We start from the raw sequence: 16,076 nt of genomic DNA, 5'->3' as shown, positions 1-16,076 counted from the left end.
TAACATTAAACGATCACCCTACTAACCCGCAGCGCGGGATGGAAGGGTGATCTTTTTCTATCTGGCTAACATGAAATGGCTACAACACTTTTAACTCAGGAGCATCTGAGCTTCGCTTAATATGGTGCTTGACATGCTCATACATTTTTCTCATTCTAGTCAGCTCATTACTATTTCCATTTGCTTGTTTTTTCAATTCTTCCTTCAAATTCAGTACCCGAAATACACTCCTGTCTCCTGATTTGGTGATCCTCACCCAGGTAGGAATAAAATCTGCACTCATGATTTGGGTCGTGCCGTCATCATGTTTCCTAATTTTGAGTCTTGTAATGAGACCCGTTAGTGTGTGATCATTTCTATATAACCGTGTGGATATAAAATTACCCAAGGAATAAATGGCAAACCTTTGCTTATTCTCGCCTGTATGGTCCTTAACCTTATAAAATAAAGCGGGCTGGATGACATGGGAATGCGCCCCTAGAATAATATCCGCTCCGTTTTTGAATAATAATGGGACGAGGTTCTTTTGCTGATCATTTGGGAACATGCCGTATTCTCTTCCGAAATGCATACATACAATAACAAGATCTACCGCTCGCGATTTCAGCTTCTTAATATCCGCAACAATTTTATTTGGTGAAATCAAATTGACAGCCCAGGATTGGCCTTCGGGCACTGGAATTTGATTCGTCGTTTTCGTATAGGCCAAGACGCCGATCTTAATTCCTTTCACATCTTTAATTAAAAATTGCTGCGAATCACTATGTGATCGAAACGTTCCTGTATGAGCAAGGCCATGGGAATCCAGCACCTTTAATGTCCGTTTGAGACCGTTAATTCCGCAATCCATACAATGATTGTTTGCAGTGGAAAGCACGTCAAAGCCAAGGTTTTTTAACGTGCCGGCGAACTGGTCTGGGCAATTGAACATGGGCCAATTGGTTTTAGGATGCCTTTTCACAACGGAGTATACGTTATCACTCGTTTTTCCGCCAAAGTTCGTTTCAAGATTGCCAATCGTAAAATCTGCATTGCGCAAGTGAGGGGCGACTTGTTCAAATAGCTTATCAAAATCGTAGCCTCTTTCACCGGAAACCTTGACGGAGTTAATAATCCTCGTTTTGATGAGGAAGTCTCCGACCGCGGCGATCGTAATGTCCGTACTCATGATTCATCTCCGTTCTCTAAATCTTTAATGAACTCTCGAACTAGCGCGGAGCCACACCATATCATATGATCCGGGCACTAGTCCCGCATTGGATATTCGCCTATATTGCCATTTCAATTATGAAATAGAAAAAAGGCATGAGCGTCTGTTGCGAGGCCTACTGCTGAAAAATCACAGTCTGCTCTTAACATAACGCTCACACCTATAAGTTTAAAATGGCCGACTACCCAGTAACTACTTTCGTGTAAGTACTGTTTGTCGTTATGTATACGTTTTTGCCATCTACTTTCACTTGATACCAATAACTATTAACTTCCTTAACGAGCTCCGCTTTCTGTCCGAGCTCCAGCCTACCTACCGTGCTTGAGCTTTGTTTGGCTGCCGCTTTCAGAGATACCCAGCCATTTTTCGTTACCACATACTTTTTCTGTGATTGTTGATCATCCGGCTTTGAAGTTGCCGGCGGCTTCGGCGTCGGTTGCGGTGTTGGCTGCGGTGTAGATGTACTTCCATTTGGCCAGGCAGCAATCTTCTTCTGCGGCGGAAGCACATAGGACTGCGGTATGACTGGCGCTTTTGCCGTTTTACCCGCCATTCCACTTAAGGCTGCACTAGGCAATACCCGTCTCGCGGAATGGAATTTCTCGCCCCACCAATAAGACCAGCTGTCAACCGTTCCAAGTGCCGTAGGGTTGCCATCACCTCTTGTTCCGATGACGACGGGCTGGCCTTCTCGGTTAGTTCCCATATAGATGGCGACGTGAGAGATGTGATCGCTCTGCTGCCAAGTCAGAATATCCCCAATTCGAAGGTTTTGGATGCCTGTCAGCTGCCATTTGCCATTTACCTTTTTCTTGCCAACGCCAGCAACCTTCGTTCCAACGGAGTCATAATTTCTCGATGTTTCTGTAATATTATAGCCGAAGTCGCCATAAACAAGGCTAGTAAACCCCGAGCAATCCTCGTAACCATACTTCCCGTAGGCTTTCGAGCCATGTCCATAAATAAAGTAACCGTTCTCCATATACCATATCGCGCGCTCCACAACTTGATAAGCAAGCGTACCTTTTTGGCTTGCATACTTGCTGCGGAAGTCTGCTACATTATACAATTCGTCTTTTACATAGCTATCAGCTTTAATATACTTATTATATTTAGCCACAGCTTCGGATGTAGAAAAATTAGTAGCAGCGAAAGCCATTCCAGTCGTGCTTAAAGACAATGCTAAGGTCAAGCCAATAATCTTTTTCTTCATAGATCTACCAACTCCTTATATGTGATGTATTCCTATAATAGCAAGTTTTACTAATCAATTTCGCTGGTACATATATCCAAGCATGGGTAAGCTTCAATCTTTTACCATAAATAAAGCCCCCTCCAGCCTGCACAAGTGCGGCTGAAGGGGGCTCAAGTTCATTTTTTTTCAAGCAAATTTCGGGCATAATGAAAGGGAATATGAAGGCATTGTTCCCAAGCTTTTTTCCCATATAATCGCTTAATTATCATTTTCCCCGGTTTAATATTGATCTCGATTAGCCAAAGCTTTCCGCTACGATCTACAGCGAGATCGATCCCAAGCTCAGACAAGCGAGAGTTGTATGATTTTTCCACAAAATCCGGAATATATTCCGCTACCTCAACAATCGATTTCGTGAGCGCTTCCCCCTCCTCGCTGCCCTGCTCGCCCTCCAGATATTCAGCTACTTTATAGGCGTCGCCTCCACTCTTAATGTTTGAGGTGATTTTGTTCTTCATGCCTTCTCGGACGGCCATGCCTGTCATTACCCATTCTCCGTCATCCTTCTTCTGCATGAGCGCGCGTATGTCGTACACTTTCCCGTTTTTGTTTCTAATATCAATCCACTTTTGCATCAAATGCCTGCCGCTTTTCAAAACGCCTCTAATGTAGGAATCCAGTCTGTCGATTGGCAAGCTCTGCTTGCCTGCGCCATCTCTTTGGACCACAAAACGTTCCTTCTCCAGCGTTACCTTTATAATCCCGCGTCCGCCCCATCCGTTGATCGGCTTCACCATTATGATTTCATGCTTTTTCAAAAATTGAATGAATTGCTGCGAGCTATTTATTTTTTCGGTTGGCAATAAGTGCGGCTTAAGAACCGAGGAGCCGACCAAATGGCTTTGAATTTTGCATTTGTTGCCTAAGCCGTAGCCGGTAAAGCGCAGCTGCTTGCTCTTCTTTACAAGACTCGCTCTTCCCTCCAGCGCTGGAGGATAAAAACCGATGTCCATATTGATTTTAGGATAAGGAACCGTTTTTCGGGTCCAGCCTCCGCTTTGATACACGCAGCCGTGGATCTGCCTCTTCTGCAGATTCACATCCTTTGGGGTGTAAATTATGACTCCCTCAAATTTCTCGGCAATCGCCGACCGTGCATGGCGGGTAAAGTTTTCCGGGCGCATAATTCGGTGTGTCATAATGCCTAAAATATTATTCATATTTGTTTTCTCCGATCTTTTTCGTCTGCAAGGCTCTCGCAAGCTTGGAACCGTTTAATATCCTATGCGCAAAGACATTCGTCCCGCCTTGGATAATCGCCTAAATTATGAATAATATTGCGGGCAGGTACTCTTTGATTAATACCGGAATAACATGAATAACGTCGATCGCAGCTTATTTCATGACGTGAACAGCTGTTAACAAGCGGAGGAGATTCCAAAGTGAAAGCTAGATTGATTAAATATCCTGGGAGGAAATGGCTGAAGCACGAATCACTCTGGGGCGAGCCGGAACTCCGTAAATATTTGCCCGAAACAGAGCTTTTTACCCCGGAAGCTTTTATTCAAATGATTGAAAAACATGCCGTCCTTTTTATCAAACCTGATGTGGGCATGCAGGGACAAGGCATTATGAAAGTTGCCCGTGAGGGAGAAAACTATGTCATCCGAACGGCATCGCAAAAGATGGCATACCGCAGCGTAAAGAAAGCTTCTTTAAAGCTGAAGCAAATGATCGGTGAAGAGAGATATCTCGTACAGCAAGGGATCGATTTAATTAGAATCGACGGCAAACCGATCGATTTCCGAGCTTTATTGCATCTTAGGCCAAGCGGAAAATGGAGGTTCTTCGGCATTATGGGGAAGATAGCGGCTCCGAACCGTTTTGTGACGAATCACAGCAGCGGCGGACGGGCGATACGGCTGTATCAAGCTCTTCAAGTGACGAAAGAAGAAGGGGCAGAATGGGATGAGCGGATCAAAATAATGTCTGGCTTAATCGCCCATGCCATGAAGCGGCATTTTCCGAAAATAACAGAGCTGGGCTTAGATATCGCCATCGATACGAATGAACAAATTTGGCTCCTCGAAGCGAACACGAGACCTCAATTTCAACTTTTCAGATATCACTCAGACCCGCGCTTGTTTGCGCAAATCGCCTCTTCTGTTCGCACGATCAGAAATAACTCTGTTTAAATAAGGGCGGGATGCAGAGGAGACGATCAGCTCGGCGAATGGCCGCTTGCTCGGTCCCGCTTCCTACAAGCCCTAACCGTTAGTGCGACAAGTCAGTGCTGGGAAGGAGTTCGCATGAATCTAACAAAGGTAACGCTGCAAATACAAAATTCCAGCAACTCGTCAGATGAATCGACCCTCATGCTCAGCGAAGAAATCGGAAAAAATTGGACGATCCCCTTTCACGAGCCTTTGAATCTATGCTTCGGATCAGCCAGCCATCAGGTAACGGTCGAACCATCGTCACAGGACAGCGTATTGCTCGTAAGTGCGGCGCTTGCTTCTAAATGGGGACTCGCTCATGACGACGAGCTGCGCCTTCAATATGAACCCGTTTCGGAAACGATTCAGATCGGGCCGCTTATCGGCGTAATCGTTAGCCGTATCAATAGAAAAGCGCCTTATAAGCCGTTCGGCGTCAATACGTCTTTTTGCCGAGAGCTAAGCGATGCATGCAAGCTTGAAAGCTCTGTCGTCTTTTTTTTCACGCAGGAGGATGTGCAGAAGCAGACCGATAGCATCAAGGGCTGGGTCTATACGAATAAATGGGTTTCAAGACGCTTTCCCATTCCCAAGGTGATCTATAACCGCATTACTTCCCGCAAGCTGGAGCGCAGGGCAAGCTTCCAGCAGTTTGTCAAATACGCTAAAGCTCGCCATAACGTAGTATTTTTCAATGAAAAATACTTAAACAAAATAGAAGTCTTCCATGCGCTTAAAAAAGAGCCCGAGCTGCATGTTTATCTTCCGGAATCCCATCTGCTCCGCAATTTCCAGGCTCTAAAAACGATGTGCAATAAGTATGACGTCGTCTTTCTAAAACCGACAACCGGAAGCTTGGGCATTGGCATCATTCGTATCCACCGAAATGCTAATCAGACGTACACCTGCCATTTCAACCATTTGAGCGGCGTTCGAACGCAAACGTACATGAGCATAGAGAAATTGTTTCATGCCATCTCGAGCAAAGTGAGAAAAAGCCGCTATCAGATTCAGCGAGGGCTCAGGCTTTTAACGGTAGCCGGCAGGCCAGTCGACTTCCGGGCACTGGTACAGCGCGGTGAAACCGGCCAATGGAGCATCACCTCTATCGTCGCAAGAATAGCCGGCAATGAGCAATTCGTGTCCAATCTAGCCCGCGGCGGAACAATAACGACCGTCAGGGCCGCTCTTGCACGTTCAAATGCCTCCGCAGCAGTTGGCGGTTTATCGAAGCTTCGGCGGGCCGCACTTCATATAGCCAAAGGCATCGAAAACCGAATGGCGGGGCATTTTGCCGAGCTAGGCATTGATTTGGCGCTTGATTCGAGAGGCCAAGTATGGCTGATCGAGGTCAACTCCAAACCGTCGAAGGACGATACTGCTCCGCTGTCCACCGAAAATAAAATTAGGCCGTCCGTGAAAAAGTTTGTGCAATATGCTCATTACTCTTCCAGCCTCAAAGAATAGCTGTCCACGCAAAAAAAGCCCAATTGCGCAAGCCAAGATGGTCGCCTTTGCAGTAAGGCGCCTATCTTGGCGGGGCAGAGCTTTTAGCATTGGATAAGCCTTTCCCGCTTAGGGCAATCGGTATAGGGCAAAAGGCTCGCCATGGCGGAACGGACTACTGAGTGTATCCAGCTTCATTTGAGTCTCCGTATCCAGCTGAAGAGCAACGCTCTTTACGTTTTCTACAAGCTGCTCTACTCGCGCAGCCCCTACGATAACCGTAGAAATGACAGGCTGCTGCATCAGCCAAGCCAGCGACAGCACGCTTGAAGTACAGCCTAGTTCATTACTGAGCTTGCTGACCTCTTCGCCGAGTGCTAGGGTCTTGTCGTTCAGAAACCTGCCGAAATTCGGATCGGTCTGCGCCCTTGAGCCTTCTGGCGCTCTATTTGAGGCGCTGTACTTGCCCGACAAAATACCGCCTGCCAGCGGAAAGTAAGGAATGATGCCCACCCCTTGATCCAGACACATCGGGACAAGCTCCGTCTCTGGCGTTCGGTCAGCGAGCGAATAGCTTACTTGTGTCGATACGAACCGGTTCAGCCCAAGCCGTTCGCTGATCCCTATCGCTTTCATGAGCTCCCACGCGAAATAGTTGGACGCGCCGATATAGCGAACCTTACCTGAGCGAACCATATCCTCAAGCGCCCGCAGCGTTTCTTCAAGCGGTGTTGCGGGATCAAAGGTATGAATCTGATAGAGATCGACATAGTCTGTTTTCAGACGCTTCAGGCTGCTCTCCAGCTCCGCCATCAAATGATACCTGGACGAGCCTCGCTCATTGATGCCCGCTCCGCGGACTAGCCCGGCTTTGGTCGCCAGCACGACATTGTGGCGGCTTCCCTCCAGCACCTTCCCGATTATTTTCTCGGACTCGGTGCCCGCATATATGTTTGCCGTATCTATGAAATTGATTCCGTTATCCAATGCATGATGAATGATCTGCTTGGATGTCTCATAATCAGCCCGCTTGCCGAATGCGTTTGTCCCCAATCCGAGAATGGAAACGTGAAGGCCGCTATGGCCCAGACGCCTGTATTGCATGTTGATCAGCTCCTTATTTTTCTTATACAAGCTTACTTCTCTCCCTATTATAACCTCAGTTCAACTACTGGAATATTTATCCCTTTCATTTAATTGAAAATTTAACCGATATATGTAGTTGACCGTAGTTGACCAATAAGAATATGGAATAGGGGATTTCGAACATCATGATCATGCAAAAAGGGCTGTTCAATAAGGTGAGAAACATTTCTTTGAGGGTTAAGCTTCCTGTATTAATAAGTCTGTTAGTCGTAATCGTCTTATTCGCAACGGCTATAGCTATGTACATGTTCTCGTCGGATTTGCTGCTTAGAAAAAGCAAGGATGAAATTAACGCGAATGCAGACCGTATTGCCGAAGGATTGATGACGGCCATGCAACTGCAAGAGCAGTCATCCTTTCTAGCATCTGATCATAATACCTATCGTGATCTATTGATCCTTCGTAAAGCAGGCACTTTGTCTGATGCAGCGTTTTTCGCTTCGTCGAATGAGCTATTTGCAAAAGCAAACTCAACTATTTTGCATAGCTTTGAGGGCACACACGGAAATGAGTCGTTCCTGCTTCTCGATCATAAAGGCATTATCGTATCGGGAACGAATACGGAAAACATCGGCCAATCACGCGCTGACCGCGAGTACTTTACTGAAGCGATGAAAGGCAAAAGCTTTATATCGGATGCCATCCTATCCAAGAGCAGCGGAAAAATATTACTTGCTTTCTCGCATCCCATTAAAGACGAAAATGGACAAACCATCGGCGTCTTTGCAACCACTGTAGACAGTAAGTTTTTTGTGGACAAGCTAGGCGCCATCAAAATTAACGGCCAAGGGAAAATTGAAATACTGAGCCGCGGCGGTATTATTCTTTATAATTCGATAGACCCTTCCAAGCATGGAGAAAGCATCGGCGATAGTCCAGAAACGAAAGCTTTTTTAGCGGACAAGGCTGCCTTGGAAATTAAATTACTGACCACTGAGCTTGGCAACGACTACCTTAGAATTAATAAAATCCCTAATTCCGACCTTATCGTTTCTGTTGTTGATTCCTATGAGGACATCAAACGTCCGATCCAAGATATGTTTCAAAAAATGCTGTACATTACAGCTATAGCTCTTATTGTCGCAGTTGGCTTCGGGCTCATTCTTTCAAGATACATTACAAATCCGATTGCTCAATTAACGATGCTCTTTAAACAGCTAGCATCCGGAGATCTGACGGTAGCGGCAAACGGGAAATATGATAGTGAGTTCAAGGATTTGGCTGACAGCTTCAACAGCATGGTCACGCAAAACAAACAATTGATTACCAATATGAATACATCGATTTCGGTGCTCAATAAAAGCACGAGCGAGCTGGAGGAATCTTCTAAGCAGACGGCACAATCCATTAGCGAAACCTCGGTGACATCCATGGAAATTGCCAAAGCGATGGAATCGCAGTCGCATGATACCGAGCAAATCGTTGATAAGTTCTACGGATTCGGAGAGAAGTTTGCTTCAATGAGCGACAAAGCTCAAGCGGTTAAAGAAAGAGCGGAGGAAATCGTCGAAGTATTTTACACAAGCAATGAAGTTGTACATAACTTAATCCGAATCAATAATCAAAATGAAGAAGAAGTTCAAAAAATATCTGCGATCACGTTAAAGCTGCAGGAGAGCTCTAACGAAATTAGCAAAATCACAGGTGCGATTAGTGAAATTGCGGGCCAAACGAACTTACTCGCTCTGAACGCATCCATTGAAGCAGCAAGAGCTGGCGAGCATGGCCTGGGCTTTGCCGTTGTTGCTTCTGAAATTCGTAAGCTTGCTGATCAAAGCTCCAAGCAATCTTCTGAGATCAATGCGATTATCCAGCAAAACCTATCGTTCGTCATCGAGAATAATGATAGCGTCGTGGAAATTCGTAATATTGCCGTGAAGCAGGATGAGTTTGTAGGACAAACGCAAGCAGCGTTCAAAACCATTTTGGATAAAATTATGGAAATTTCAGATCAAATTCATGCAATGACCAGCGATGTTGCTCGCATGGAAATGGATAAAGACGAGGTCCAGCAGTCAGCGCAGAGCCTTTCTGCTTCAGGAGAAGAAGTATCGGCATCCGTACAGGAGGTTACCGCTACGATGGTGGAGCAATCTGCAACGGTGCAACAACTAGCTGCTATGGTTGACACCATCGACAACCTTACCAAAAATCTTGCGGAGGCAGCGGCGAAATTCAAGGTTGCATAACGACCTGCGATAATAATGACGTTAGCTAGCTTAAATTATAAAATAGATTAAAAGGAAGACCTGTGCATCCCTAATACGGAAGCATAGGTCTTTTTTCCAATTGCTGAAAAATAGGACAGATTCAGTCGTTTAATAGCAGCAATCCGAAATAACTCTAACTCTACTCTAACTCTCCTGTTCCTACGCTGCACTTTGTGCAGCAGAATCGCCCCCGCAGCCCCCGAATTGTTGATGAGCAGCTATTCTATTGCATTTTTGCAGCGTAGTCTTCTATTTTATGCTTCATATGAGGTCTCTGTTGTAAAAACTACAGCAGCCGCTTCTCCGATTATGACCTTGCTCTTAAATTCTGATATGATAAGAATTAGCAAATCGGAACAAACGTTTCCGTTTACGGAAAGGAACTAGACAATGAGCGTTCTATTGACCACACGTATCATTAAGCAGCTTTGCGGCGACACGTTCTATGAGCGCGGCGAAGCTTACTATAGAGATGGAAAAGTAACGATCACGGGCTCTAATCCGCAGGCGTCCAGCTACGATGCGGTCGTACTCGGAGAAGGGCGCTGCGAGGTTGCGGTCGATATCGACCGGGATGGAGACGTCGATGCGTCCTGCACATGTCTCGCATTCAGCTCCTACGACAAGTATTGCAAGCATGTGGCAGCAGCGCTTCTGCAAATCCTTGAGCTCCAGAATCAAGAGGACAAACCAGCACGCAAATTCCCCTCCCTCCTTCATCCGGAGGATAGGCCGTACGACGATGAGGAGGAAGAAGAGGATGCCCACCTTCACCCTCGGTATGCTGGACACGCAGGAATGGAAGCTGCAGACACAAGGATTGCTAGCGGCCTGCTCGGCTTGTTCGGCGGACGGCCCCTTCGCGCAAGCCGCAGCCGGGCACTTTTAGATACGAGGACTTCACTCGAGGTCGAGCTCACTTGTAAGCTCTACCCCTATGGCTACCGAAAGCATATGTTCGGCATCGAGCTGAAGGTTGGGCCGAAGCGGCTTTATATCGTGCAGCGCATACGAGAATTTGTTGAGAAGGTGGAGCGCCGGGAGGCATTCGTTTTCTCAAAGCATTTTACGTATGACCCAGCCGTCCACAGCATCCAACCGGAGAACGATGCGGTGCTCAGGCAGCTCTATCAAATCTATCGGAATGAAACCTTTATCCGCGAAACGACAGCTCGTTCATTCAGTAGAGAAGCCCCAGTCAGCGATGACCGAATGCTGCTTGTGCCCCCTTTCTCTTGGGGAGCGCTGCTCCCGCTTCTCATAGCTGCTCCTAACGTACAGCTCGTTTACGGCAATCGGACGTTTGCCGGCATTTCGCTGAGCGACGAGGCGATACCGCTGCATTTTGCATTCGATCAAGCGACCAGCGACGGCTACCAGCTCGATATTCAAGGCTTAGACCAAATCGTCATCATGGAAGAGTACGAGCTTGTCATTTCCGAGGGCAAGCTGCTTAAGCTACAGCCGGACCCCTGCAAGCGACTTGCAGAGCTTAAGCATCTGCTCGATACCTCGCGCAAGCCTAAAATCCATATTGCCCCTGAGCAAATGGAGCCTTTTATGGAGAGGGTTGTTCCGAGCCTGATGAAGCTCGGCAGTGTCGGAATCGCAGAGACGATCTCCGACCGCATCCTGCAAACGCAGCTTAAAGCGAAGCTGTATTTAGACCGGGTTAGAGATCGGCTAGTCGCTGGGCTAGAGTTCCAATACGGCGATATCGTCATTAATCCGTTAGAAATCAGCGATAATAAACGCGGCACCGACCGTATCCTCATGCGTGATGGGGAACAGGAGCGGCGCATATTGGAGCTTATGGATTTGGTTCCGTTCGCCAAAACCGAAGGCGGATATTTCATGGAGGACGAGGATGCCGAATACGAATTTCTGCACAACGTCATCCCGCAGCTCGAGCAGCTGCTTGCCGTGTATGCTACCTCCGCTGTGAAGGTGCGTATCGTAACCAAGCATGCGCCGCCTAAAGTGACCGTTAACGTAGATGAGCGCACCGACTGGCTTGAATTCAAGTTTACGATGGACGGCATTCCTGAGTCGGAAATACGCAGCCTGCTTAAATCGCTTGAGGTGAAGCGCAAATATCACCGTCTGCCGGATGGCTCGCTGTTGCCGCTTGAAGGCGCAGAGTTTCTGGAAATTATTCGTTTCTTAAACGAAGTCGGCTTGCGCAAAGGGGATATTGAGGGGGCTGAATTCCGCATTCCTGCGGTAAGAGGCTTGCATCTTATCGACTCGCTAGAGAAGGGGAGCGCCGTAAAGCTCGGCAAATCATTCCGCCGGCTGCAGGAGAACATGCGGAATCCCGACAATTTGGATTTCTCCGTACCGGAGAGCCTTGCGCCCGTGCTGCGGGATTATCAGAAGTATGGCTATCAATGGATGAAGACGCTGGCACACTATCACTTTGGCGGCATTCTAGCGGATGATATGGGTCTTGGCAAAACGGTGCAGGCAATCGCTTTTATCCTCTCCGTCCTGCCCGACATTCGCGAGCGGGAGCAGCCCGTCTTAATCGTCTCCCCCGCTTCGCTCGTTTACAATTGGCTCAATGAGCTCAAAAAATTCGCTCCCGAGATTCGCGCGACCATCGCAGACGGCAGTAAAGCGGAACGCAGCGGCGTATTGAAGGGCAATGCGGAGGCGGATGTGATCATCACCTCGTACCCTTTGCTTCGCAGGGACATTGTGCAGTATACGAGCCAAAGCTTCCATACGCTCATTATGGACGAGGCGCAGTACTTCAAGAACCACACGACTCAAACCGCGCAAGCGGTTAAAGCCATTGAGGCAACCTACCGCTTCGCGTTGACCGGAACGCCGGTGGAAAACACGCTGGAGGAGCTATGGTCGATCTTTGGCGCCGTATTCCCTGAGCTATTCCCAAGCAAGCAGGCGTTTAATGAGCTCTCTCGCGAAGCGGTTGCGAAGCGGGTTCGCCCTTTCCTGCTGCGCCGGCTGAAGAGCGATGTGCTGCAGGAGCTGCCTGAGAAGATCGAATCGATTCAGGCATCCGAGCTGCTGCCGGAGCAGAAGCAGCTGTACGTAGGCTTCCTCGCCAAGCTGCAGCAGGAGACGGTGAAGCATTTGAACGAGGAGGGCTTTCAAAAAAATCGGATACGGATTTTGGCCGGCATTACGAGGCTTCGCCAGCTTTGCTGCCACCCTGCACTGTTCGTCGAGGGCTATCAGGGCAGCTCTGCCAAGTTCGAGCAGCTTCTTGAAATTATCGAGGAGTGCCAAAGTGCCGGGAAACGGGTTCTTATATTCTCGCAATTTACCGAAATGCTAGGCCTAATCGGGAGAGAGCTTGGCTACCAAGGCGTGCCATACTTCTATTTGGACGGACAAACTAAGGCCTCCGAGCGCGTCGAGCTATGCAACCGATTCAATGACGGCGAGCGCGATGTCTTCCTGCTTTCGCTCAAAGCCGGCGGCACTGGGCTAAACCTCACGGGAGCAGACACCGTGATTTTGTACGACCTATGGTGGAATCCCGCCGTCGAGCAGCAGGCTGCCGACCGCGCACACCGCATCGGGCAGAAAAACGTCGTGCAGGTGGTCCGCCTCGTCACGCAAGGAACGGTCGAGGACAAGATGTATGAGCTGCAGCAGAAGAAAAAAAATCTGATCGACGAGGTTATTCAGCCAGGGCAGGAGGCTTTGTCCTCCCTATCGGAGCAGGAAATTCGAGAGATTCTGATGCTTGAATAAGACGAGTCTAGGGCGCAAATAAAAAACGGAGGAATCGCATCGATCCCTCCGTTTTTTTGTGCTTCTTATAGCCCGCTCTCGCCGTTATCCCGGTCATATTTCTCTCTTGCCTTCTCGACATGCGGATAATATTCAGCCGTCCACAGCTTCAAATGTGTCATCGTATTTATTAACGTATCGCCGAGCGGAGTCAATGAGTAATCAACAATGGGCGGCACAGACGGCGTTACGTCGCGCCCGACCAGTCCGTCCCTCTCCAGCTGCCGCAGCGTTTGGGTGAGCATTTTTTGCGAGATGCCTTCGATTCGTCTTCTTACTTCTCCGTAACGCAGGGTGCCGTCTGCTAAAGCATAAAGGACTAGACCCGACCACTTATTTGAAATGATTTCAAGCACTCTGCTGTAGCTGCATGACGTTATCGAAATATCCGCTTGTTTCGCTTGAACCGTATTTGCCATAACTCTCCTCCTTGCGCACCTGAAGGTTCGTAGCGAACGATAAAGTGCCTACTTACTAAATATTAGTATATGTATTAATGTATGTCTACACCAACTATTAAGGAGAGATTATCCATGAACGTATTTGAAATACAAGATGGCTTTGGACTTGATCACGTAAGGAAGACAGTGCGCCCCGTTCCTGTTCCCGGTACCGGCGAGGTGCTTATCAAGATGAGCGCCGTTTCGCTCAATTACCGTGACCTTGGCGTCATCGAAGGATTTTACAATCCTAACCTGCAGCTGCCCCTCATCCCCGTTTCTGACGGAGTCGGCGAGGTGGTCGGCCTCGGGGAACAGACAAGCCGCTTCAAGCTAGGCGATAGGGTTAGCGGTATTTTTACGCAAAGCTGGATTTCCGGGGAACCGACGCAGGAAGGCTGGGTCAGCACGCTTGGCAATCCGCTGGATGGGCTGCTCGCTGAATACGTTGTTCTGAACGAGCAGGGACTCGTTCGCGTGCCTGAGCATTTAAGCGATGAGGAAGCGGCTTCGCTTGCTTGCGCCGGCGTGACCGCGTGGCATGCCATCGCTGAGGAAGGCAAGGTCAAATCCGGCGATACGGTGCTCATTCAAGGAACGGGCGGCGTCTCCCTCTTCGCGCTCCAATTTGCGAAGCTTCACGGCGCAACCGTCATCGTAACATCGAGCAGCGACGATAAGCTGGAGCGCGCCAAATCGCTTGGGGCCGATTTCGGCATCAACTATAGAAGCACGCCGGAGTGGGAGAAAGCAGCGCTTGAGCTGACACATGGCCGAGGCGTTGATCATGTTGTCGACGTTGGCGGCGCCGCTACGCTTAATCAATCGCTAAGAGCGCTTCGGGTAGGCGGGCAAATTAGCTTGATTGGCATTCTATCCGGGGCTAGCGTGGAGAGCTTTGATATTATCGCGGCGATTATCAAGACGGCACGCCTTCAAGCCATTAATGTCGGCAGCCGGGACATGTTCGAGTCTATGAACCGAGCGATTGAACAAAACAAACTTCGTCCAGTTATTGACCGTGTATTTCCGTTTGAGCAATCCGTCGATGCGCTCCGATACTTGGCGAAGGGTACGCATTTTGGGAAAGTCTGCATAACTTTCTGATCAGGTCAACAATAAGCAAACGAGACAAGCGGGCTATTCAAGCAGCCCGCTTATCTCTTTTTCCAATACGCTGCCTTACTGCTTCAACAGCCGGTCAATTTGGACCGCAGCCTCCGTCAAGCCTTGTTTAACCGTAAGCTCCTCTTGAAAAATTTTAGTCATATACGCGATATATATGGCGTCGATACGGCTGTAGTTTTTCACTGGCGGACGCAAAAACGTATGATTGAGCGCTTCCGCAAACGGATGGATGAAGGATTCGCCCTGCACCTTAATCTCCTTGGCCTCCAGATTGGTCGGGATCAAGCCGGTCTGCGACATTGCGATTTGCGATTGCTTATTAATCATCCACTTCATAAAGATCCACGCCTGCTCCGAACTTTTAGAGCCCTTCATAATGACGAGATCTTCTCCACCGAGTATGGAAGCTGGGCCGAATACCGGGGGAAAAGGAACCGCTATCGTGGCGTTGATTGTTCTCGCAAGCTCCTTGCCTTGAAAGACGCTGTAAAACCACGGCCCATCATCCGTGACCAGTACCTTCCCGGACTTCACGCCCTCCCAATTATCGGCGCCGCCGTTAATGACCGTCCGTTCGATCAAATGCTCCTTATACAGCAATAAGAGCTGTTCCACTGCTTTTACTGTCGCATCCCCATCGAGATAGCCAGTTGCCCTCGTATAAGAATCATCCGTCATGCGCCCGCCTAGCGCATAAATGTACGGCAAGCTGCTCCAGGACTCCAGCCCGCCTAAGCCAATCAAGTAGCGTTCTTTTCTAGCAAGCTCGATGACCTCCTGAAAGGTAGCTGGCGGCTCCGACAACCCTGCTTTCGTAAGCAGCGCGCGATTAAATATCGCGACCTTCGTATTCATATTTACGGGTAACGAATAGTGGGCGCCCTCATAATAGCCTGCGGAGCCTGTGTTGCTCTGCAGCGTTTGCGTGACGTCTTCAAAATCATCGTAGCTGCTAAGCGGCTGCAAAAGCCCGCTCTGAGAAAACTCGGGCACCCAAGCGATATCCATACGGACAACATCAGGCGCTCTATTCGCGGAGGCCTTGGAGATGAGCGTATACTTCAGCTCCGCATTGTTCGATTGCCTCACAGGGACGACGTGAATATGCGGGTATGCTTCCTCAAACGAAGGAATGAGCACATCCTCCAAAATCCGCGTCTCCTCATCGCTGTACGTATGCCAGAACTCAACCTCATAGTCCTTTTTATGGTTCACCTTCTCCACAGGGCTATCCTTGGAGATGATGGACTGCTGGCTGCAGCCCGAAGCAACAATGAGCATCCATACGATCATAATCAACCTTTTTACTTGCATGTAAAT

11 protein-coding genes are annotated in these 16,076 nt (G+C 48.5%); 5 read left to right on the top strand and 6 right to left on the bottom strand.

The window, feature by feature from the left end:
- Positions 1-79: 79 nt before the first annotated feature.
- The 3 genes from HI950_RS24325 to HI950_RS24315 all read right to left on the bottom strand — a co-directional run bounded on the left by HI950_RS24325 (position 80) and on the right by HI950_RS24315 (position 3,625).
- Positions 80-1,168: a CapA family protein gene (locus HI950_RS24325; protein ID WP_169088376.1), complete on the bottom strand. Its 1,089-nt coding sequence runs from the start codon at positions 1,166-1,168 to the stop codon at positions 80-82.
- Positions 1,169-1,391: 223 nt separating this feature from the next.
- Positions 1,392-2,423: an NlpC/P60 family protein gene (locus HI950_RS24320; protein WP_223285477.1), complete on the bottom strand. Its 1,032-nt coding sequence runs from the start codon at positions 2,421-2,423 to the stop codon at positions 1,392-1,394.
- A gap of 158 nt (positions 2,424-2,581) precedes the next feature.
- On the bottom strand, positions 2,582-3,625 hold the full coding sequence (locus HI950_RS24315) for a YheC/YheD family endospore coat-associated protein (RefSeq protein ID WP_169088374.1): 1,044 nt from the start codon (positions 3,623-3,625) through the stop codon (positions 2,582-2,584).
- Positions 3,626-3,847: 222 nt separating this feature from the next.
- On the opposite strand from HI950_RS24315, the gene HI950_RS24310 reads away from it, so the two are divergent.
- Together HI950_RS24310 and HI950_RS24305 are read left to right on the top strand one after the other, a co-directional pair.
- Complete coding sequence (locus tag HI950_RS24310; RefSeq protein ID WP_169088372.1) at positions 3,848-4,600, top strand: YheC/YheD family protein; 753 nt, start codon at positions 3,848-3,850, stop codon at positions 4,598-4,600.
- A gap of 114 nt (positions 4,601-4,714) precedes the next feature.
- Positions 4,715-6,088 (top strand): YheC/YheD family endospore coat-associated protein, encoded by a 1,374-nt coding sequence (locus tag HI950_RS24305; RefSeq protein WP_169088370.1) that lies wholly within the window; start codon positions 4,715-4,717, stop codon positions 6,086-6,088.
- Positions 6,089-6,196: 108 nt separating this feature from the next.
- Here the strand turns inward: HI950_RS24305 and HI950_RS24300 are convergent, their stop codons facing one another.
- A complete protein-coding gene (locus HI950_RS24300; protein ID WP_169088458.1) occupies positions 6,197-7,171 on the bottom strand; it encodes an aldo/keto reductase in 975 nt (324 codons plus the stop codon).
- Between the two features lie 167 nt (positions 7,172-7,338).
- Here HI950_RS24300 and HI950_RS24295 point away from each other — a divergent pair, with 167 nt between their 5' ends.
- Together HI950_RS24295 and HI950_RS24290 are read left to right on the top strand one after the other, a co-directional pair.
- The gene (locus tag HI950_RS24295; protein WP_169088368.1) at positions 7,339-9,402 is read left to right on the top strand and encodes a methyl-accepting chemotaxis protein; all 2,064 of its coding nucleotides are present in this window, start codon (positions 7,339-7,341) and stop codon (positions 9,400-9,402) included.
- 411 nt (positions 9,403-9,813) lie between these two features.
- Positions 9,814-13,149 (top strand): DEAD/DEAH box helicase, encoded by a 3,336-nt coding sequence (locus tag HI950_RS24290; protein ID WP_169088366.1) that lies wholly within the window; start codon positions 9,814-9,816, stop codon positions 13,147-13,149.
- Positions 13,150-13,214: 65 nt separating this feature from the next.
- Here HI950_RS24290 and HI950_RS24285 read toward each other — a convergent pair whose 3' ends face one another.
- Positions 13,215-13,607, bottom strand: coding sequence for a winged helix-turn-helix transcriptional regulator (locus HI950_RS24285; protein WP_169088364.1), 393 nt, complete (start codon positions 13,605-13,607; stop codon positions 13,215-13,217).
- A 114-nt stretch (positions 13,608-13,721) separates the two neighbouring features.
- Here HI950_RS24285 and HI950_RS24280 point away from each other — a divergent pair, with 114 nt between their 5' ends.
- On the top strand, positions 13,722-14,735 hold the full coding sequence (locus HI950_RS24280; protein WP_169088361.1) for a zinc-dependent alcohol dehydrogenase family protein: 1,014 nt from the start codon (positions 13,722-13,724) through the stop codon (positions 14,733-14,735).
- Positions 14,736-14,810: 75 nt separating this feature from the next.
- Here the strand turns inward: HI950_RS24280 and HI950_RS24275 are convergent, their stop codons facing one another.
- The gene (locus HI950_RS24275; protein WP_169088359.1) at positions 14,811-16,070 is read right to left on the bottom strand and encodes an extracellular solute-binding protein; all 1,260 of its coding nucleotides are present in this window, start codon (positions 16,068-16,070) and stop codon (positions 14,811-14,813) included.
- Positions 16,071-16,076 lie beyond the last annotated feature (6 nt).

It is taken from the genome of Paenibacillus sp. PL91 (genome assembly GCF_012935325.2).
In the GTDB taxonomy this organism is placed as follows: Bacteria; Bacillota; Bacilli; order Paenibacillales; family Paenibacillaceae; genus Pristimantibacillus.
The sequence above is the reverse complement of the archived record's forward strand: the minus strand, read 5'-3'. Positions and strand labels throughout refer to the sequence as shown.

Bases quoted from the DNA above. Each gene is read 5' to 3' on its own strand.
- HI950_RS24325 (WP_169088376.1), bottom strand. From the start codon at position 1,168: ATGAGTACGGACATTACGATCGCCGCGGTCGGAGACTTCCTCATCAAA.
- HI950_RS24295 (WP_169088368.1), top strand. From the start codon at position 7,339: ATGATCATGCAAAAAGGGCTGTTCAATAAGGTGAGAAACATTTCTTTG.
- HI950_RS24275 (WP_169088359.1), bottom strand. From the start codon at position 16,070: ATGCAAGTAAAAAGGTTGATTATGATCGTATGGATGCTCATTGTTGCT.
- HI950_RS24290 (WP_169088366.1), top strand. From the start codon at position 9,814: ATGAGCGTTCTATTGACCACACGTATCATTAAGCAGCTTTGCGGCGAC.
- HI950_RS24300 (WP_169088458.1), bottom strand. From the start codon at position 7,171: ATGCAATACAGGCGTCTGGGCCATAGCGGCCTTCACGTTTCCATTCTC.
- HI950_RS24320 (WP_223285477.1), bottom strand. From the start codon at position 2,423: ATGAAGAAAAAGATTATTGGCTTGACCTTAGCATTGTCTTTAAGCACG.
- HI950_RS24285 (WP_169088364.1), bottom strand. From the start codon at position 13,607: ATGGCAAATACGGTTCAAGCGAAACAAGCGGATATTTCGATAACGTCA.
- HI950_RS24280 (WP_169088361.1), top strand. From the start codon at position 13,722: ATGAACGTATTTGAAATACAAGATGGCTTTGGACTTGATCACGTAAGG.
- HI950_RS24305 (WP_169088370.1), top strand. From the start codon at position 4,715: ATGAATCTAACAAAGGTAACGCTGCAAATACAAAATTCCAGCAACTCG.
- HI950_RS24315 (WP_169088374.1), bottom strand. From the start codon at position 3,625: ATGAATAATATTTTAGGCATTATGACACACCGAATTATGCGCCCGGAA.